20 protein-coding genes are annotated in these 17,139 nt (G+C 69.8%); 5 read left to right on the top strand and 15 right to left on the bottom strand.

All coding sequences use genetic code 11. From position 1 onward, the window contains the following. Positions 1-19: 19 nt before the first annotated feature. The 12 genes from AW273_RS27230 to AW273_RS37510 all read right to left on the bottom strand — a co-directional run bounded on the left by AW273_RS27230 (position 20) and on the right by AW273_RS37510 (position 8,816). The gene (locus tag AW273_RS27230; RefSeq protein WP_030456990.1) at positions 20-202 is read right to left on the bottom strand and encodes a type II toxin-antitoxin system antitoxin; all 183 of its coding nucleotides are present in this window, start codon (positions 200-202) and stop codon (positions 20-22) included. Next, positions 195-1,046, bottom strand: a complete 852-nt coding sequence (locus AW273_RS27235; RefSeq protein WP_062353941.1) for an SPFH domain-containing protein — start codon at positions 1,044-1,046, stop codon at positions 195-197. Before AW273_RS27235 ends, AW273_RS27230 begins: the two co-directional genes overlap by 8 nt. 31 nt (positions 1,047-1,077) lie before the next feature. After that, on the bottom strand, positions 1,078-1,371 hold the full coding sequence (locus AW273_RS27240) for a hypothetical protein (RefSeq protein ID WP_062353944.1): 294 nt from the start codon (positions 1,369-1,371) through the stop codon (positions 1,078-1,080). A gap of 63 nt (positions 1,372-1,434) precedes the next feature. Continuing rightward, positions 1,435-2,199 (bottom strand): SCO4651 family lipoprotein, encoded by a 765-nt coding sequence (locus tag AW273_RS27245; protein ID WP_157556206.1) that lies wholly within the window; start codon positions 2,197-2,199, stop codon positions 1,435-1,437. 282 nt (positions 2,200-2,481) lie between these two features. After that, positions 2,482-4,827: an ATP-dependent helicase HrpB gene (hrpB, locus tag AW273_RS27250; RefSeq protein ID WP_232327618.1), complete on the bottom strand. Its 2,346-nt coding sequence runs from the start codon at positions 4,825-4,827 to the stop codon at positions 2,482-2,484. Between the two features lie 5 nt (positions 4,828-4,832). Beyond that, positions 4,833-5,897 carry a transcription termination factor Rho gene (gene rho, locus AW273_RS27255; protein ID WP_157556208.1) on the bottom strand — a complete coding sequence of 355 codons (1,065 nt, stop codon included), beginning with the start codon at positions 5,895-5,897 and terminating at the stop codon, positions 4,833-4,835. 163 nt (positions 5,898-6,060) lie between these two features. Continuing rightward, complete coding sequence (locus tag AW273_RS27260) at positions 6,061-6,441, bottom strand: NUDIX hydrolase (protein WP_198168382.1); 381 nt, start codon at positions 6,439-6,441, stop codon at positions 6,061-6,063. A gap of 14 nt (positions 6,442-6,455) precedes the next feature. Continuing rightward, entirely contained in the window at positions 6,456-6,752 is a 297-nt protein-coding gene (locus tag AW273_RS27265) for a helix-turn-helix domain-containing protein (RefSeq protein ID WP_198168383.1), read from the bottom strand. Next, entirely contained in the window at positions 6,752-7,102 is a 351-nt protein-coding gene (locus AW273_RS27270) for a type II toxin-antitoxin system RelE/ParE family toxin (RefSeq protein WP_062353958.1), read from the bottom strand. Before AW273_RS27270 ends, AW273_RS27265 begins: the two co-directional genes overlap by 1 nt. A gap of 120 nt (positions 7,103-7,222) precedes the next feature. Then, positions 7,223-7,801, bottom strand: a complete 579-nt coding sequence (locus AW273_RS27275; protein ID WP_198168384.1) for an LURP-one-related family protein — start codon at positions 7,799-7,801, stop codon at positions 7,223-7,225. A gap of 34 nt (positions 7,802-7,835) precedes the next feature. Further along, entirely contained in the window at positions 7,836-8,426 is a 591-nt protein-coding gene (locus tag AW273_RS27280) for a TetR/AcrR family transcriptional regulator (RefSeq protein WP_062353961.1), read from the bottom strand. A 252-nt stretch (positions 8,427-8,678) separates the two neighbouring features. Beyond that, positions 8,679-8,816 (bottom strand): hypothetical protein, encoded by a 138-nt coding sequence (locus tag AW273_RS37510; RefSeq protein ID WP_157556210.1) that lies wholly within the window; start codon positions 8,814-8,816, stop codon positions 8,679-8,681. Between AW273_RS37510 and AW273_RS37515 the strand changes: the two genes are divergently transcribed. The 4 genes from AW273_RS37515 (at position 8,809) to lipB (ending at position 11,320) form a co-directional block, all read left to right on the top strand. Beyond that, positions 8,809-9,408, top strand: coding sequence for a hypothetical protein (locus AW273_RS37515; protein ID WP_062353964.1), 600 nt, complete (start codon positions 8,809-8,811; stop codon positions 9,406-9,408). The genes AW273_RS37510 and AW273_RS37515 overlap by 8 nt on opposite strands. A 2-nt stretch (positions 9,409-9,410) precedes the next feature. Then, positions 9,411-10,388 (top strand): lysylphosphatidylglycerol synthase transmembrane domain-containing protein, encoded by a 978-nt coding sequence (locus AW273_RS27290; RefSeq protein WP_083950086.1) that lies wholly within the window; start codon positions 9,411-9,413, stop codon positions 10,386-10,388. An 86-nt stretch (positions 10,389-10,474) separates the two neighbouring features. Continuing rightward, complete coding sequence (locus AW273_RS27295; protein ID WP_083950090.1) at positions 10,475-10,669, top strand: PspC domain-containing protein; 195 nt, start codon at positions 10,475-10,477, stop codon at positions 10,667-10,669. A gap of 15 nt (positions 10,670-10,684) precedes the next feature. Beyond that, the gene (gene lipB / locus AW273_RS27300; protein WP_062353974.1) at positions 10,685-11,320 is read left to right on the top strand and encodes a lipoyl(octanoyl) transferase LipB; all 636 of its coding nucleotides are present in this window, start codon (positions 10,685-10,687) and stop codon (positions 11,318-11,320) included. A 4-nt stretch (positions 11,321-11,324) separates the two neighbouring features. Here lipB and AW273_RS27305 read toward each other — a convergent pair whose 3' ends face one another. Both AW273_RS27305 and AW273_RS27310 read right to left on the bottom strand, forming a co-directional pair. After that, the gene (locus tag AW273_RS27305) at positions 11,325-12,848 is read right to left on the bottom strand and encodes an amino acid permease (protein ID WP_062353977.1); all 1,524 of its coding nucleotides are present in this window, start codon (positions 12,846-12,848) and stop codon (positions 11,325-11,327) included. Between the two features lie 30 nt (positions 12,849-12,878). Further along, positions 12,879-13,784 carry a protein kinase family protein gene (locus AW273_RS27310; RefSeq protein WP_062353980.1) on the bottom strand — a complete coding sequence of 302 codons (906 nt, stop codon included), beginning with the start codon at positions 13,782-13,784 and terminating at the stop codon, positions 12,879-12,881. A gap of 75 nt (positions 13,785-13,859) precedes the next feature. Here AW273_RS27310 and AW273_RS27315 point away from each other — a divergent pair, with 75 nt between their 5' ends. After that, positions 13,860-16,196, top strand: coding sequence for a GcvT family protein (locus tag AW273_RS27315; protein WP_198168385.1), 2,337 nt, complete (start codon positions 13,860-13,862; stop codon positions 16,194-16,196). Here AW273_RS27315 and AW273_RS27320 read toward each other — a convergent pair. Further along, positions 16,179-17,054: a sugar kinase gene (locus AW273_RS27320; RefSeq protein ID WP_062353983.1), complete on the bottom strand. Its 876-nt coding sequence runs from the start codon at positions 17,052-17,054 to the stop codon at positions 16,179-16,181. The two genes, AW273_RS27315 and AW273_RS27320, sit on opposite strands and share 18 nt — an antisense overlap. Between the last annotated feature and the right edge of the window lie 85 nt (positions 17,055-17,139).

Raw genomic sequence — 17,139 nt, forward strand, 5'->3', positions numbered from 1 at the left:
CTCGTAACCAAGACGATGCCTAGTCGGACCTTTTCGGCGCCCGTCCCGCCTGAGTCAGCGCCATGCGGAGCGCGAATTCGATCTGCGCGTTGACGCTGCGGAGATCGTCGGCCGCCCACTTGGCGATCGCCTCGTGGACGGCCGGGTCGAGCCGCAGCAGGAGCTTCTTGGGCTCCTTCTTGGCGGGACGTTCGTCAGGCATACAGACTGCCGGTGTTGACCACCGGCTGCGTCGCCCGGTCGCCGCACAGGACGACCAGAAGGTTGGAGACCATCGCGGCGCGGCGCTCCTCGTCGAGCTCGACGACGTGCTCGGCGCTCAGCCGGTCGAGGGCGAGCTGGACCATGCCGACCGCGCCTTCGACGATCTGCCGCCGGGCGGCGACGACCTGGGCGGCCTGCTGGCGGACCAGCATGGCCTGGGCGATCTCGGGGGCGTAGGCCAGGTGGGTGATGCGGGCCTCCAGCAGCTCGATGCCGGCCAGGTCGGTGCGCTCGCGGAGCTCGCTGGTGAGCTCCTCGGCGACCGTCGCGCCGTCGCGGAGGCTGGTGCGGTCTTCGATGTGGCTGTCGTAGGGGTGGGAGGTCGCCAGGTGCCGCACGGCGGCCTCCGACTGGATGGCGACGAAGTTCTCGTAGTCGTCCACGGAGAAGGACGCCTTGGCGGTGTCGACGACCCGGTAGACCACGACGGCCGCTATCTCGACGGGGTTGCCGTCGGCGTCGTTGACCTTGAGCTTGGTGGTCTCGAAGTTGCGCACCCGCAGGCTGATGCGGTTCTTGTCGGTGAACGGGACCGTCCAGGTGAACCCGGCGGTCTTGACGGTGCCGATGTAGCGGCCGAAGAACTGCACGACCTTGGCCTCGTTGGGGTTGACCACGGCGAAGCCGGACGCCGGCAGGAACACGATCACCGCCGCCACGACCACGCACACGATGAAGAACGCCTCGTCCTGGGTCATGCCGAACAGCACCAGCGCGGCCGCCACGACGAGCAGCGCGACCAGGACGACGAATCCGTTCATCCGGAAGGCCTCTCGCTCCATGCCCTTCCTCCTGACTATCGAAGTGATATCACTAAGATAGCTTCCCGCTAGCATTCAGAGTCAAGAGTTCGGCCACGACGACTCTGTAGTGATATTTCGCGGTCATCCCTTTGATGGTGGTCAGGTACTCGTCGTCGCTGATGCGGTAGACGCTGCGCACGCCGTCGTTCATCGGGTGCTGCGGCCGGTGCCGCACGGCGAGCTCGTACGCGATCGACCGCGCCTCGGCGCGCTCGCCCTTGACCTCGTAGATGTCCGAGACACGCCACTCCTTGCGGGTGGTGGTGCCGACGTTCTCCTCGATGAGGACTCTCCACTGGCTCATGACCGGCGATCATGCCAAAACGCGCCCTCCCCGTAGGGAGGGCGCGTCTAGATGGCTGCCGGGCTACTCGCCCAGGAGGTTCTTCAGGGTCTGCGGGTCGACGTCCTTGACCTGGCCGGCCGGCGGCGTCTGCACGGTGACCGGCTTGTCGTAGTCCTTGACCGTGAGGTTCAGGTTGAACGGCCGGCCGCCTTCCTCGTTGCGGTACTGCTGCCGCCTGACCATGCCCGAGGAGTCGACCCAGGTGTCCACTCGCAGGGTCTTGGGCCAGTTGGTGGGCGTGGGCGTCGGCGCGGGCAGGCCGGCGGCCTGTGCCGCCTCCTGCGTGTCGAGGGTGGAGCTGTAGTGGGTGACGGTCTGGCCGCCGACCTGCTCCTCGCCCTCGTTCTGGACGTCCTTGTACGCGCCGGCCATCTGCTTGATCGTCGAGGGTTCCTGGAGGCGGCCACTCGTGAGCAGATCGGAGATCATCTTTCCGCGTTCGCCGGGCAGTTTGTTCAGCGCCACCCGCCACCAGGTGTTGCCCTGGTTCGGGATCAGGCCGTCGCCGTTCACGTAGGCGGTCTCGCCGTCGACGATGATCTGTGGTTTCGCGGAGTTGGCCTTGCCGTTGAGCGTGAGCTGGTTGACCTTCACGGTCAGGAGGTTGGGTTTGTTCTGGCGGGCCCATGTCCCGCGCGCGTCGATCTTTCCTTGGCTGCTGAAGTGCATGGTGCCCGACGCCGTGTTGGCCTCGGCGCTCTTCGTGAGAGCGTCCTGCAGGGCCGTCGCCGGTTCTGCGGTCGTCGTGGGGCTGGCAGACGGGCTCTCCGAGCCTGATGGGCTCAAGGACGGCTCAGGACTCCCCGCGGGTGCGGATGAGGGGACGTCCGGGACGGGTGTTGCCCATGCCGCCGTCGTCCCGACCCAGGCGGCGGCGGTGACCACTGCCGAGGCCGTGCCGAGAGCGGCGAGCCGAAGACGAGCGTGTCGCATTTGTCCCCCTGGTATGCGATTTGTGCTGTCCCCAGCACCGTAAGTGGACAAATGGGCGAAAAGTAGAGGAATGTCCATTTACGGAATAACGCGGATGATCGCTTGACCGAAAAGGACATGATCTTGACTGATCGTCTAGCGACGCCGGGGATTGGTCCGGGCCGTGGGCGTCGCGGCGAGCGGGTCCTCCGGCCAGGGATGCTTCGGATAACGCCCCCGCAGCTCGGCCCGGACCTGCCGATAGCCTTCCCGCCAGAACGACGCCAGATCCCCGGTCACCGCGACCGGCCGTCCGGCCGGCGAGAGCAGGTGGATGGTGACCGGGACCCCCGCGACGACCGGGGTCGCCGTCCAGCCGAAGAGTTCCTGCACCTTGGCCGCCAGCACCGGCCGCTCGCCGCTGTAGTCGAGGCGCACGTGCGACCCGCTGGGGATCTCCAGTCGTTCCGGCACCACCTCGTCGAGCCGCACCTGCCACGGCACCAGCCCCCTGAGGGCGGCGGCGACGTCGAGCGAGGCCAGATCGGCCCGGCGCCGGACCCTGGACAGATCGAGCCCTTCGACCAGCGCCTTCTCGACCTCGGGCCACGGCTCGCCGAGCGCCTTCCTGGCGAACTCCATCCGCTCCCTGAGCGCCCGGGCGGCCGGCGTCCAGGTGAGCAGCCCCACCCCCTCCTGGCGCAGCCCCTCCTTGACGGCCGCCGAGACGTCGGTCTTCAGGGCTCTGGACGACAACTCGATCGCCCCCAGCCTGCGCACCCGCCGGGCGACGACGTCGCCGTCGCGCCAGGCGATCTCGTCGTCCTCGACGACCGGGCCCGACATGAGCGCGACGCCCTCGTCGACGACGGCGGCCTGGCGGACCCGCGCGGCGGCCCTGCCGGTGGCCCGATCGGCGACCGCCACGGCCAGCCACTCTGCCTCGGCCAGCCGCGACCCCTGCTGGACCTCGGCCCCCGTCCCCGAGGCCATGACGAACCCGCCCCCGGCCCGCCGCCGGGCCACCCGCTCGGGATAGGCCAGCGCGACGACGATCCCGGCGACCTGGTCGTCGGAGAGGCCGCCCCCCTCGGTCTGCGAAGGCGCCTCACGGGCGAGCCGGGCGGCCTCGCGCCGCAACTCGGGGGTGCGGGCGGCCCGCCACGCCGTCACGAGATCGTCGGAGGCGTCGCGGGGAAGCTGCCCGCCGAGCAGGGCGACCACCTCGGCGGCCCGCTGGACCCCGGTCAGCGGCGCGGCGTCGAGCAGCGCCCGCGCCAGGCGGGGATGCACGCCTGTGGTCGCGATCCGGCGTCCCTTCGCGGTCACCCTGCCGTCGTCGAGCGCGCCCAGCAGCGTCAGCGTGTCGCGGGCCGCCTTCAACGGCCCGGCGGGAGGCTGGTCGAGCAGCGACAAGCGGTCGGAGCCCCAGCAGGCGGCCTGGAGAGCGAACGATGTGAGGTCGGCCAGCGCGATCTCCGGCTGCGGATGGTCGGCCCGGCGTTCGGCCTCCGGCCAGCACCGGTAGACGACCCCCGGGCCCTCCCGTCCCGCCCGCCCGGCCCGCTGGACGGCCGCGGCCCGCGACGCCGGAACCGTCACCAGGGACCCCAGCCCCCGGGCGTGATCCATCCGAGGCTCCCGGGCCAGCCCGGAGTCGACGACGATCCGCACGCCGGGCACGGTCAGGCTCGACTCGGCCACCGACGTCGCCAGGATGACCCGCCGCTCCCGGCCGGGGGAGAGCACCGCGTCCTGGACGTGGGAGGGCGACCCGCCGTGCACCTGGAGGACGTCGAGGTCGCCGAGCCGGCGCCCGACCGCCCCGAGTTCGGCCACGCCGGGCAGGAAACAGAGCACGTCGCCGTCGTGCTCCCGCCAGGCCCGCCGGACCGTGTCGGCGACATGGGAGAGGAAGGCCCCCTCGACGCGGGGCCAGATCACCGCGGGCCGGGGCGGCGGCGCCCACACGACGTCGACGGGATGCACCGCCCCCGGGGCCTCGACCACGGGCCCCTCGATCAGGGACGCCCACCGGGGCGCGTCGGCGGTGGCCGACATGGCCAGGATGCGCAGGTCGGGGCGGAGCGCGGCGCGTACGTCGAGAAGAAAGGCCAGTGTCGTGTCGGCGTCGAGATGGCGCTCGTGGCACTCGTCGACGATGACCACGTCGACCCCGGTGAGTTCGGGCTCACGCTGGAGACGCCGCAGGAGGACGCCGGTCGTCACGACCTCGATCCGGGTGCTCGCCGAGACCTGGCGTTCGCCCCGGATCGTGTAGCCGACCCGTTCGCCCGTCTTCTCGCCGAGCGACCAGGCCATCCGCCGCGCGGCGGCCCGCACGGCGATCCGCCGGGGCTCCGCCACCACGACCTTGCGGGGGGCCAGCGCGAGCGGCACGAGCGTGGTCTTGCCGCTGCCGGGAGGAGAGGTCAGCACGGCCGCGCCGGCGGAGTCGAGGGCGGCCAGCAGCCGCGGCAGGGCGTGGGTGACCGGGAGCACGCCCGTCAGCTTAGGCCGCCTGGGTGAGACCGAGGAGAAGCTCGGCGTTGGAGCCGGTGTCCTTCAGCCTGGACAGAAACGGCTCGAAGCTCTCGTGCGTGTGGAGCCTTGCGGAGCTGCCAGACGAGCGGCAGCTCGGCGGGATCGAGGAGGAGCTCCTCACGGCGGGTGCCCGACCCGGTGACGTCGACGGCCGGGAACACCCGCCGCTCCGACAGGGCGCGGCTGAGCCGCAGCTCCATGTTGCCGGTGCTCTTGAACTCCTCGAAGAGGTTGTCGTCCATCTTCGACCCGGTCTCGACCAGGGCCGTCGCGATGATCGTGAGAGACCCGCCCTCACGCAGCTTCCGCGCCGCGCCGAGGATCCGCTTCGGCGGATGAACGGCCCGCACGTCGATCCCGCCGCTGAGCGTCTTCCCGCCGCCGGGCAGGACCATGTTGTACGCCCTTCCGACCCGGGTGATCGAGTCGATGAGCAGCACGACGTCCTTCCCCTGTTCGACAAGGCGCTTGGCCCGCTCGACCGCGAGCTCGACGACGGCGATGTGATCGGCCGGCGGCCGGTCGAAGGTCGAGGCGATGACCTCGCCCTTCACCGACGCCCGCATGTCGGTGACCTCCTCGGGCCGCTCGTCGACGAGCACGACCATGAGATGGACGTCGGGATGGTTGGTGCTCACGGCGTCGGCGACGGCCTTGAGGATCAGCGTCTTCCCGGCCTTGGGCGGGGCCACGATGAGCCCCCGCTGCCCTTTGCCGACGGGCGTGAGCAGATCGATGACCCTGGTGGACAGAACGCTCTTGTTCGTCTCCAGCCGGAGCCTCTCTTCGGGGTGGACGGGCGTGAGATCGGCGAAGTGCGGCCGATCGTCAGGCGGCCCGGCCACGACGGACACGAGTTTGCCGCCCTGGGCGGCGCCGTCGACGACGTCCCCCTGCCGGAGCCCTTTCAGCAGCTCAGGCGGGACGACGACGTCGTCGGGCGATTTGAGGTAGCCGTCGACCCGCAGGTGACGACCGTCGAGGATGCCGCGCACGTTCCGGGCACGGCGAACGAGGGGGGTTGCCATGGTGGGCTCCTTGGGAGCACGGGAAGGCAGGCCACGGAAGGTCAGTGGGATGCCTTCGGTGAATCAGAGTGTGAGGTCTGGGAGCGTGTGCCCGAGAAGGGGCCAGAAACACGCAATCCCGATGACACCGTAACACGGAGAGAGCCGCCGGTGTTCCCCGACTTCAGCCGATCAACCGTGCGGCCAGAAGCCTCGCCACCGCCTCGGGCTTCAGGTCGATCTCGGCCAGCCGGCTGACGGGGATCTCTTCGACGAGGTATTCACCACGCGCCGGATCGGCGAACTCCGGGCCTGTCCTGAGGGTGGGATCCCAGGCGTGGATCCGGCCCAGATAAAAGTGTTCGCGGTCGGCGACGTGGAAGAGCGAGTCGATGACCGCGGCCCCGCCCAGCTCTTCCCGCACCTCTCTGAGCAGCGCTTCTTCCAGGCTCCCGTCACCGGGCTCGACGCCACCGCCGGGAAGGACCCAGTAGGGCGCCCGCCCCGGCCGGACCCGTTTGATCGTCAGCAGGTGCCCGCCGGGGGTGCGCAGAATCGCCCGCACCCGGCTCGTCATGTTCAGGCGGCGGGAACGCGGGGAGTCAGCCGGACCTCCACATCGGCGTCGAGAGCACGTGCCAGACGTTCGAGGACGGGGATCGTCGGAACGGTCCCTCCGGCCTCGAAGCGGGCCACCGCCGACTGGGTCATCGCCGCCCTGGCCGCCAGGTCGCTCTGGCTCCAGCCCCGCTCCTCACGCATCGCCCGGACGGTCTTGCCCAGCTCGTAGGCGATTCGCGTCGCCTCGTAGGCTTCCGCCGCGCCGGGCTCCGCCATCCGTCGGCTCCGGAGTTCCCTGTAGTCCATCCCACTCATCAGACCTCCTCATCGTCGCGGTCCGCCGCTGCTTCGACATACAGGCGTAGCGCTCGCCGGGCACGCTCGACCTGCCGGGTCTCGCGCATCCGTGTCTTACGGAACACCGTGAGAAGCACGATCCGCCGCTCCGGCGCTATCCAGTAGGTGATGCGCATCTGGTCATTGTTCAGATAGAAGCGCAGCTCACGTAGCTTGCCATCGAGTTGGCGCGTGTAGGGCTCACCGAGGAGTGGCCCTTGGTCCTCCAACAGACGAATGTAGAAGTCCGCGCGGACGAAAGCCGCCGTGGTCAGTCCTTCCAGCCAGGTGAACACTTCCGGTTCGAGCTCAACGGTACCCCAGGTCATAGCATTGATGCTATGGACGTATGTTCGACAACGTAGGGGCGATCAAACAAATCGTGACAGACGTAATGCGCAACGTAGTGAGAGTCGGTGTCTATCTGCCCCGACGGATAGGCGGATTTGTCACCGGGACTGCAGCGCGTCCAGGGCCACCGCCATCGCGATCACCAGTCGCCGGTCCAGCCGGGGATCGTTGATCTCGATCGCGTACCTGTCGCGGAGGCCCCACTTGCGGTCGACCGAGAAGGCGATCGACGCGCCCACGCTGAAGTCGAAGTGGTAGGGCAGCCACTCCAGCGAATCGGAGAAACGCCGTAACAGCGCCACCGACAACCGCCGTTCCGTGCCCGTGTAGGTCGGCAGGCCGGGCTGCTGCACGTGCCACGTCGAGCGCAGGAGTGACTTGCCGAAGTCCTTGCGGAACATGCCGATCGAGGTTCCCGACGCGTCGACCACGTCGTAGCCGCTCGCCAGGTCGATGACCTTGCGTGCCTTGAAGGCCGCCAGGGCCTCGGCACGGCTCTCGTCGGTGTAGAACGTCACCTGCTCCTTCAGGGCCAGGCGTTTCTGCTCGGCGAACGCGACCACCGTGTCCTCGGAACCGTCGGGTGAGGTCGTGCTCACCACGTAGCGGTTGACCATCGGGGTGATCTTCTGGCGAAGGATCAGCTTCGACTGGGTCTGGAGGGCCGCCGCGTCCACAAGAACCTCCGTTTTCAGGGCTTTTTCCACCCTATTACCCAAGATCCCCTGTCAGATAGCGCTGGACCGACGGGGCTACGAAGATCACCAGTTCGTCGACGGTCATCGACGCGATGGGCTCCACGGCGAGCAGGTAGCGGGCGAAGGCCATGCCGATGAGCTGGGCGGCGGCCAGGATCGCGCGGTGTTCCGGCTGGTCGCACGGGAGGCTCTTGGCCAGCGGGGCGGCCAGTTCGCCGCCGACGAAGTCGCGCATGATCTGGGCGGCGGCGGGGGTGGAGGCGATGGAGCCGACGACGGCGCGGATTCTGGGGCCGGTCTCGGGGCTCTCCCAGACCTCCAGGTAGCGGCGGGTCAGGCGGGCGCCCAGTGAGGAGACGTCGCCGGCCAGGACGGTCGACAACTCCCTCACCGGCATGGCCTCGCGCAGGGCGGCGTCGAAGAGGCCGTCTTTGGAGCCGAAGAAGTGCATGACCAGGGCCGGGTCGACGTCGGCCGCGCGGGCGACGCCGCGGATGGTCGTGGCGGCGTAGCCCGACTGGACGAAGGAGGCGACGGCGGCGTCGAGGATCGCCTCTTTCGTCTGGGGTGTGCCCGGTCGCCGGCCCGTCTTGCTGCTTTCCATGAGGGCTATTCAACCACGTTGAATTCATCTAAGTTGAACTCAACAGTGTTGAAGTCATCAAGGAGAGAAATCATGCGGAGGCTGATCCCGGCGGTGGTCCTGGCCACCCTCATCGGGATGTTCTTCATCGGCTCGTTCGTGGGCGCCCTGCACTCGCCCGAGCCGCACGACGTGCCGGTGGCCGTCGTCGGGCCCGCCTCAGGCCGCGGCGCAGCTCGCGCCGAAGCTCGCCGGGAAGTTCGAGCTCGCGGCCTACCCCGACGAGGCGGCGGCGCGGGCGGCGCTGGCCGGGCGCGAGGTCGACGCGGTCCTGCTGCCGCAGCAGGGGAAGCTCCTGGTCGCCAGTGCGGCGAGCCGGTCGGCGGCCACGGTCATCACCTCGGTGTTCACCGCCGCCGCGCCGCTGACCGTGGAGGACGCCCACCCGCTGCCGCCCGGCGACCAGGGCGGGATCGCCGGGATGTTCTTCGTGATCGGGCTGGTCGTCCCGGGCATCGCCATCGGGGTGGCGGCCGCGAAGGAGAGGCCGCTCGCCGGCATCGGGGCGATCGTGCTGGCCGGGGCCACCGTCGGGCTGGCCGACGCCTGGCTCGGCGACGTGGTGTTCGGCGCGCTGCCGGGCGCGTTCTTCGGCCTCGTGAGCGTCTCGGCCGCCGTCGTCGTCACGCTGGGGCTGGTCGTCATGGGGCTGGTGCGGCTCATCGGGACGCCCGGCGCGGGGCTGGCCGGTCTGCTCTTCGTGCTGATCGGGGTGCCGGCCAGTGGCGGGCCGCTCGGGGCGCGGTTCATCCCCGAGTGGTACGCGGCCGTCGGCCAGGTGCTCCCCGTCGGGCAGGGGGCCGTCGCCATCAGGAACGTCGTCTTCTTCGACGGGGCCGCGCTCGGACTGCCTTTGCTGATCCTTGCCGGTTGGGCGGTCGTGGGCTTGACCCTGACCCTCTCAGCTGTGTCTCAGGTCAAACGTGCATCATTTGCGAGGTGAGGATGATTCGCCGGTTGAAATGGCCGGCCATGGCGGGGCTGGCCGTGCTGGCCTACCTCACGTTGCGGGACGCCCTGCCGTCACCGTCCGAGGTGTGGGATGTGATCACCGCGGCCGACGCCAACTGGCTGCTGGTCGCGGCGGTGTTCCAACTGCTGGCCATGGTGGTCTTCGCGCGGTTCCTCCGCGGACTGCTGGCGCTGGGCGGGGTCCGGGTCTCCCGGCCCCGCATCCTGGCCGTCACCTTCGCCCGCAACGCCGTGGCGGGGTCGCTGCCGGCCGGGCCGGTGGTGTCGGTGGCGTACACGACGCAGGTCTTCACCAAGCTCGGGGCCGGGAAGCGGCTGATCGCGGCGGTGCTGGTGCTGGCGGCGGCCTACTCCGGCGGCACGTTCGGGGTGCTGGCCCTCCTGGCCCTGGTCGTCTCGCCGGAGACCCGGGTGGTCACGCTGATCGTGCTCGGCGGGGTGATCGTGGTCGGCGCGCTCGTCTTCAAGGCCGGGCACCTGATCGACCGGATGCCCACGGTCGCCAAGCAGTTCCGGGCCACCTTCAACACGGTCGGCGGCACCCGCCGCGACCATCTGCGGCTGGCCCATCTGGCGCTGCTGAACTGGGTGCTCGACGTCATCAGCCTCGGGGCGGTGTGCGTCGCGATCGAGGCGACCGCCAACCCCCACACGGTGCTGCTGGGGTTCGTCGCGGCCAAGACGGCCGCCGCGCTGGCCGTGGTGCCGGGCGGGCTCGGGGTCGCCGAGGTCGGGATGGCGGCCACGTACATCGCGGCCGGGATGTCGGGCGGGCAGGCGGCGGCGGTCGTGCTGCTCTACCGCCTGGTGTCGTACTGGATGAACCTGATCATCGGGTGGATCGCCTGGATCTTCCTGCACGACCCGGTCAGGAAGGCGACCGTCGGGGCGCTGGCCAGGCTCGGATGGTCGCTGAGTCCCTACGTGTACGACCGGCATCCGACCCCTTAGGGGTTTTCTCAGGGTTCGTGGTGGAACGGGGGTTAGTCACCGGTTCGTTCAACCGGTAACCGATCCACACGATGGAGGAACTCCTGATGCACCGATCCCGTCACCACAAGATGATCGCCGGGGTCTGCGGCGGTATCGCCGAGCGGTTCAACATGTCCCCGACGGTCGTCCGGCTCCTGTTCCTCGCCTCCTGCATCCTCCCCGGTCCGCAGTTCATCGCGTACCTGATCATGTGGGTGGTCTTTCCCAAGGCGCCGGCGCAGAAGTACGCGCACCGCTGACCTATCCTCGGTCCCATGGACGCACGGCCGCTGACCCTGATCCACGACGAGCTGGTCGACTATGAGAAGGCCATGGCCACCATGGACGAACTCATCGCCGACCGGCAGGAGGATCGCCGCCCCGACACCCTGTGGCTGCTCAGCCACCCGAAGGTGTTCACGGTCGGCCGGCGGACGCTGACGGAACACCTGCCCGACCCCTCCCACGGCATCCCCGTGGTGACGACCACCCGGGGCGGGCAGCTCACCTACCACGGCCCCGGGCAGCTCGTCGGATATCTGATCGTCAAGCTGCGCACCGGCGAGGGGGTCGTCGACTACATCCGCGAGGTCGAACTCCGGCTGGTCGAGGCCCTCGCCGCGGTGGGCGTCGACGCCGAGCGGCGCGACACGCCGCCCGGCTCCGAGTTGCTCACCGGGGTCTGGACCCGCGCCACCGGCCGGAAGATCGTCTCGATCGGCATGCGCGCCTCCAAGGGCGTGACCAGCCACGGGTTCGCCGTCAACGTCGACGGCGACCTCTCCCCGTGGGACCTGGCGGTGCCCTGCGGCATGCCCGAGGTCGACATGACCTCGGTGTCCCGCGAGACCCACGCCGGCGACATGACCTCGGTGGCCGCCGCCGTGGCGACGGCCTTCGAGGCCCACTAGGTTTCTACGGCTTGACGAAGGGCTCGGGCTCGTCGACGGTCCGGCGCGGGCCGCTGAACCAGTGGCGGGCCGACAACGCCCACCACAGGCCGACGCCGAGCACCATCACGCCCACCACGATCGGCGCGTAGTTCACGGCCGTCCAGGTGAAGTCACCGGTGAACGGCACCCCGGCGGGGGCCAGCGGCATGATGAAGTAGATCGACACGACCACGATCTCGATGATCGCGATCCAGCCCATCACCTTGTACTTGCGCCCGAGCGTCCACGGTCCGGGCTGGAACCGGTCGCCCATGCGCAGCCGCAGGTAGATCGGGATCGCGAAGGCGATGTAGAGGCCGATGACCGCGACCGAGACGACCGCGTAGAACGCGAGCGGGGTGCCCGTCGGGGCCTCCCACAACGCCGGCAGGGTCAGCACCAGGGCGGCCACGCAGCCCAGGATGATCGCGTTCACCGGTGTCCGGTTCCGGTCCACCTTGGACCAGAGCCGCCACCCGGGGACGGCGCCGTCCCGGGAGAACGCGTAGGTCATCCGCGACATCGAGGTCACGCAGCTCATGCCGCAGAAGAACTGGCCGATCGTGGAGATCGCGAAGATCGCGTTGGCCAGGTTGCCCGGCACGGCCGTGTCGAAGATGGCCCCGACGAAGCCGAACTGGTTGTTGATCTCGTTGACGTCGGTGGCCGCGAACAGGAACGCGAGCAGCAGGACCCAGCCGCCGATCGCCGAGTAGAAGATCGACTGCCACAGGCCGCGCGCCGCCGCGGTGGACGCGCCCTGGGTCTCCTCCGACACGTGGGCGCAGGCGTCGAAGCCGGTGATCGTGTACTGGGTGAGCAGGAAGCCCAGCGGCAGCACGAAGAACCAGAAGCTGTTGTCGCTGAAGCCGGAGTTGTTGATCGTCTCGGTGAAGACGAACGACATCGACTGGTGCGAGTCCGGGCCGAAGATCAGGATCAGCACGACCACCGCCGCGCCGAAGACGTGCCACCACACCGAGACGTTCTGCAGCAGGGAGATCAGCCGGTGGCTGTAGATGTTGATCAGCGCGTGCAGCGCCAGGATGATCGCGAACAGGATGAAGGTGTTGGTGAGTGACACCTCGTAGCCGAAGAACCGGTCGAGGGTGATGTTCATGAAGGTCGCGCAGCCGTAGTCGACCGACGCGGTCACCGCCACCAGGCCGATCAGGTTGAACCACCCGGTGAACCAGCCGTGGATCGGCTTGCCCATCTTGGCGGCCCACCAGTAGATGCCGCCCGCCGTGGGATAGGCCGACACCAGCTCCGACATGCACAGGCCGATGATCAGGATGAAGATCGAGATGATCGGCCAGCCCCACGAGATCGCGATGGGGCCGCCGTTGTTCCAGGCCTGGCCGAAGGTGGTGAAGCAGCCGGCCAGGATCGAGATGATGGAGAAGGAGATCGCGAAGTTGGAGAAGCCGCTCCAGGTTCGGGACAGCTCCTGTTTGTAGCCGAGTTCCGCCAGTCGCTTGGCGTCGTCGTCGAGGGATTGAGCCATCGAGGCCTCCTCATGCCGTGCAGTGGGGGGTTACCGGCCGGCGGCCTCCATGAGGGATCCGAAGCCGGGGTCCGTGAGATCGCCCGTCGCCTTGGCGTACTTCGTGGCGGCTTCGGCGCTGTAGTCGAAGTCGCGCTGCTGGGCCACCAGGCGGTCGTGTACGACGAACCAGAGTGTCCAGGTCAGGTTGGACATGATCACGTTCAGTCGTACGCGGGCGATCAGCGCCTCGTCGTGGGTGCCGAAGTAGGCTCGCGTGAGCCGTTCGACGTCGTCGGGGTCGAAGGAGGCCTCGGCGGCGATGTCGCCCAGTTCGAAGCAGGGGTCGTTGTTGCCGGAAAGCTGGTAGTCGACGATCCTGACCCGTCCCTGCGCCTCGATGAAGTTCTCGGGGAGCAGGTCGTTGTGGCAGGGTACGTCCGCTATGTGACGTTTCGCCAGGGTTTCTTCGATCGTCCGGACGGTGCCGGCCCAGTCGGCGAAGCCGCCGGGCATCGGCAGGTCGTGTTCCCGGCAGAGGGCGACGAAGTCGTCGTACTTGCGGAAGATCGAGAAGTCGTTGGCGAAGCGCGGGCCCGCGTGCAGGGTGCGGGCCGCCGCGGCGACCTGGGGGATGCGGGCCCGGACGGCCGGCGCGTCGAGGGTGAGGCCGTCGATGTACTCCAGGATCAGCGCGCCCGGCAGCTCGTGCAGCACCCGGGCGCCCACGCCGGTCTCGGCGGCGACCACGGTGTTGGCGATCTCCTGGTCGAGAGGGAGGCCCAGGCCGGTCGCGGCGATCTTCGGGTCGAGCACCCGCAGCAGCCAGCGGTCGCCGTCGTCGGTCTCCACGCGGGCGATGTAGTGGCTCAGCCCGCCCTTGATCCTCGTGTGGGTGACCGGCCGGCCGGCCCAGGACGCGACCAGACCCAGCGCGGACGCGACGGGATCTGGCATGCGCTGCTCCTTTTGGTCTACGTTTAGACCATTGATCGCATTTTGGGCGTCAGTTGTTACAGGACGGTACCGATGGTGCAACTTCCCGCAGACGCCCGAGCGGTCGTCGTCGGGGGCGGGGTGGCCGGGTGTTCGGTCGCCTACCACCTGGCGCGGCTCGGCTGGCAGGACGTCGTCCTCGTCGAACGGCACGACCTGACCGAGGGCACGACCTGGCACTCGGCGGGCTTCGTCGGGCAGTTGCGCTCGACGGTCACCCAGACCCGCATGATCATGTACTCGGCTGGTCTGTACCCCGAACTGCGCGATCTCACCGGCCTCGACCCGGGCTGGCACGGCGTCGGCGGGCTCCGCCTCGCCACCACGCCCGAACGCCACGAGGAGCTCGTCCGGCAGGCCGGCGCGGCCGAGACCTACGGCCTTGACCTGGAACTCCTGACCGGCGCGCAGACCAAGGATCGACTGCCGCTGCTGGAGACCGGCGACGTCGTCTCGTCGTTGTGGTTGCCCGGCGACGGCTGGCTCGATCCGGCGCGGCTGGCGAAGGCGCTGGCCGAGGGCGCGCGCAGGCTCGGCGTGCGGATCTTCACGGGCGCCGCCGTGACCGGGCTGGAGACCGCGAACGGCGCGATCACCGGGGTCCGGTTCGGCGACCACGTGATCAGGACCGAGACGGTCGTCAACGCGGCCGGCGCGGCGTCGGGGGTGATCGGGCGGATGGCCGGGGTCGACCTGCCGATCGTGCCGATCAAGCACCAATACGTCGTGACCGAATCGACCGGTGTTCCGGTCGACACGCCCACCGTCCGCGACCCCGACAACATCGTCTACTTCCGCGAGGAGGACGGCGGCATCCTGGTCGGCGGCTACGTCCGCACCCCGCAGGTCTGGGACGAGCCCGATCCGCTGGCCACGCCGCGCCACCTGTTCGAGCCGGACATGGCGAAGTTCGGGGAGTCGTGGACCTCCGCCGTCCACCGCCTGCCGCACCTGCGGGAACGCGGGGAGATCGTCAAGGTCGTGCACGGGCCCGAGGCGTTCACCCCCGACGGGGAGTTCCTGCTGGGGGAGACGTCGGTGCGCGGCCTCTGGGTCGCCGCCGGGTTCTGCGTGCACGGCCTGGCCGCCGCCGGAGGCGTGGGCAAGGTGACGGCCGAGTGGATCGTCGACGGCGCCCCCGAATACGACATGTTCGCCATGGACGTCGCCCGCTTCGGGCCGCACGCCCGGTCCTCCTCCTGGGCGCGGGCGAAGGTGCTGGACGCGTACAGCGCCTACTACGACATCGTCTACCCCGGTCAGGAGCGCACCGCGGCCCGGCCGCTGCGCCGGTCGCCCGCCTACGCCCGGCACGCCGCGCTGGGCGCGGAGTTCGGGGAGAAGGCCGGGTGGGAGCGGGTCAACTGGTACGCCCCCACCGGAGACGACGCGCCGCGCCCGAGGGGCTGGGCCGGGCGGATCTGGTCGCCCGCCGTCCGCGAGGAGTGCCTGGCCACCCGCGACGCCGCCGGGTTGTTCGACCAGACCTCGTTCGCCAAGTTCGACCTGCGCGGCTTCGAGCGGCTCCAGGCCCTGGCCGGGGCCGACCTCGACCGCCCGGTCGGCACGGTCGTCTACACCCAGCTCCTCAACGCACGCGGCGGCATCGAGGCCGACGTCACGATCACCCGGCTCGGCGACGACCGGTTCCGCCTGGTGACCGGCACCGCCTTCGGCGGCCACGACGCGGCCCTGCTGCGCCGGCACGGCGTCGACGTCACCGACGTGACCTCGGCCTACGCCTGCTACTGCCTGTGGGGACCGGACTCCCACGACATCCTGAGCAGCCTGACCGACGACGACCTCGGCTTCGGCTACATGCGGTCGCGCGAGATCAGTGTGGGTTTCGTGCCGGTGCGGGCCCAGCGGGTCACCTTCGTCGGCGAGTACGGCTGGGAGCTCTACACGCCGGTCGAGTTCGGGCTGACCCTCTGGGATTTGCTGGCGGAGACCGGCGTGCGGCCCGGCGGTTACAAGGCGATCGACTCGATGCGCCTGGAGAAGGGCTACCGGGTCTGGGGGGCCGACATCACCCCGGAGACGACCCCGTTCGAGGCCGGCCTGGGCTTCGCGGTGCGGAAGTCGGTGCCGCGCACCGAATCCGCCGTGGAACTCGCCTGCCTCGTCGTCGACGACCCCGCCGAGGTCTGCCTCGGCGGGGAGCCCGTGCGGGTCGACGGGGTACCCACCTCACGGGTCACCTCGGGTGGCTACGGCCACCGGGTCGACCGGTCGATCGCCTACGCCTACCTGCCCAAGGGCGCCACCCGGGCGGAGGTCGGCGTGAACGGCGGCTGGGTGGGCGCCGAGGTCGTGAACGGCGCCGTATACGACCCGCAGAACCTGCGGGTCAGATCACGGGGGCAGCTCTGACCTGGTGGGCAGCCCCTGCCAGGTCGAGTGGGCGGCCACCGCGAAGGCCGCCACCGAGATGCCCCGCTTGAGCCGGTCGGAGGGGTGCACGCCGTCGAGCAGCGCGCTCAGATATCCGGCCACGAACGCGCCGCCCACCTCGGTCGCGTCGACGACCGTCACGGGGGCGGCCTGGGTGTCGTACCGGAAGCCCTCGACCGTGGCGCTGGCGCCCTTGGAGCCGCGCATCACGACGAGCTCGGGCACCTGGGCGATGGCGCTCTCGACCAGTCCGAGCTCGTCCTGGTTGGCGAACAGGATGTCGGCCGAGGCGGCGAGCTCCCGGAGCCCGTCGCGGGCCTCCTGCACGCTCTCCCACAGGTTCGGCCGGTGGTTCACGTCGACCGAGACGAGCACCCCGGCGTCCCTGGCCAGCTTCACCGCGTGGTGGACCGCGCTCCACGCGTATCCGCTCAGCGCGGGGGTGATGCCGGTGACGTGGAGGATGCGGGCGTCCTGGACCTCCGTCGGCACGTCGCCGGTCGACACCCGCGACCCGGCCGAGCCGCCCCGGTAGAAGACGGCGTGCGCGACCCGGCCGATCCGGCGCTGGCGCAGGGCCAGGCCGCTGGCGGCGGTCTCGTCGACCCGCAGGTGGGAGACGTCCACGCCCTCGCCGCGCAGGACCGTGGTGGTGCGGACCCCGATCTCGTCGTCGCTGACCCGGCCGACGTAGGCCACCGAGTGCCCGAGCCGGGCCAGGCCGACCGCCACGGTCAGTTCGGGGCCCTCCAGGTCGAGCCGGGCGGACATGTCGTGCCGGATTCGGTCGGCGGTCACGACGCCCAGCACCTCGCCGAGCGTGAACAGATCGGTCATCGCACTCTTCTCCGCAGCTGATCGGGAAAAGCATGGCAGAACCGTTCCAACGGGGGAACGCCGATCGGCCCCCGCCTTGCCTCAG

The sequence above is a fragment of the Herbidospora yilanensis genome, assembly GCF_001570565.1.
In the GTDB taxonomy this organism is placed as follows: Bacteria; Actinomycetota; Actinomycetes; order Streptosporangiales; family Streptosporangiaceae; genus Herbidospora; species Herbidospora yilanensis.

Excerpts from the sequence above, each read along its gene's own strand:
- AW273_RS27290 (WP_083950086.1), top strand. The coding sequence starts at position 9,411 with ATGATTCGCCGGTTGAAATGGCCGGCCATGGCGGGGCTGGCCGTGCTG.
- AW273_RS27320 (WP_062353983.1), bottom strand. The coding sequence starts at position 17,054 with ATGACCGATCTGTTCACGCTCGGCGAGGTGCTGGGCGTCGTGACCGCC.
- AW273_RS27230 (WP_030456990.1), bottom strand. The coding sequence starts at position 202 with ATGCCTGACGAACGTCCCGCCAAGAAGGAGCCCAAGAAGCTCCTGCTG.
- AW273_RS27240 (WP_062353944.1), bottom strand. The coding sequence starts at position 1,371 with ATGAGCCAGTGGAGAGTCCTCATCGAGGAGAACGTCGGCACCACCACC.
- lipB (WP_062353974.1), top strand. The coding sequence starts at position 10,685 with ATGGACGCACGGCCGCTGACCCTGATCCACGACGAGCTGGTCGACTAT.
- rho (WP_157556208.1), bottom strand. The coding sequence starts at position 5,897 with ATGGCAACCCCCCTCGTTCGCCGTGCCCGGAACGTGCGCGGCATCCTC.
- AW273_RS27270 (WP_062353958.1), bottom strand. The coding sequence starts at position 7,102 with ATGACCTGGGGTACCGTTGAGCTCGAACCGGAAGTGTTCACCTGGCTG.
- AW273_RS27280 (WP_062353961.1), bottom strand. The coding sequence starts at position 8,426 with ATGGAAAGCAGCAAGACGGGCCGGCGACCGGGCACACCCCAGACGAAA.
- AW273_RS27295 (WP_083950090.1), top strand. The coding sequence starts at position 10,475 with ATGCACCGATCCCGTCACCACAAGATGATCGCCGGGGTCTGCGGCGGT.
- AW273_RS27305 (WP_062353977.1), bottom strand. The coding sequence starts at position 12,848 with ATGGCTCAATCCCTCGACGACGACGCCAAGCGACTGGCGGAACTCGGC.
- AW273_RS27265 (WP_198168383.1), bottom strand. The coding sequence starts at position 6,752 with ATGAGTGGGATGGACTACAGGGAACTCCGGAGCCGACGGATGGCGGAG.
- AW273_RS27310 (WP_062353980.1), bottom strand. The coding sequence starts at position 13,784 with ATGCCAGATCCCGTCGCGTCCGCGCTGGGTCTGGTCGCGTCCTGGGCC.
- AW273_RS27235 (WP_062353941.1), bottom strand. The coding sequence starts at position 1,046 with ATGGAGCGAGAGGCCTTCCGGATGAACGGATTCGTCGTCCTGGTCGCG.